Origin of the sequence: Colwellia sp. 12G3 (assembly GCF_002836775.1) — a bacterium.
Taxonomy (GTDB): domain Bacteria; phylum Pseudomonadota; class Gammaproteobacteria; order Enterobacterales; family Alteromonadaceae; genus Colwellia.
In genome coordinates, this window is the sequence record NZ_PJAQ01000064.1 from 1 (window position 1) to 603 (window position 603).

The window sequence follows — 603 nt, forward strand, 5'->3', positions numbered from 1 at the left end:
CTAACGCCCCATTAACGGGCTTAAAATTGTTGGCTATAATGTTGAGGGACGAAAACAGCCAACAGTTTTAAGTCCCTGTTTAATGGCTTGTTATGCATTTTACTACCCTATTACTTGATAATTATAACTAGCTAAGTACCAAACTCCATTTTTACTAATTAAGGTTAATGTTTCTCCAATCTTTTCTTTTTCAAATTCGGCTATTAGAATAACTAAGATAATATCTCCCGCCAGTCCAGATGGAAGCTTATTAGTTTTAATGGCTCGATTAAATTCAGATGATTTACGTTCACCATAACTATTTTTAAGAACCGAAAATACTGCTTCCCATTCATCTTTACTAACTGAACCTTTTAAATCATCAGACACTAGATCCCAGCCTGGGGATGAATTCCCCTCTTTATACTCACTTATGAATTCATTTGTAACTTTAAGTGCATTTTGTAGCTCTAAAGGTGTTGGAGCCCAAGTTTTTATATTTTGCTGCTTTGTTGAATTGGGAAGTGTGACTTTTTCTTCACCTGCAAAAACAAATGTACTAAATAGAGCTAAGGAAAGAACTTTTATTAAAATACTCATAGATTATCCTGATGCATAACGCCC

Annotated in this window: 1 protein-coding gene; it reads right to left on the bottom strand. The window is 34.3% G+C overall.

All coding sequences use genetic code 11. The features are described 5' to 3' along the window. Positions 1 to 102: 102 nt before the first annotated feature. Positions 103 to 579, bottom strand: a complete 477-nt coding sequence (locus CXF71_RS13100) for a DUF4019 domain-containing protein (protein WP_101233402.1) — start codon at positions 577 to 579, stop codon at positions 103 to 105. Positions 580 to 603: the final 24 nt, after the last annotated feature.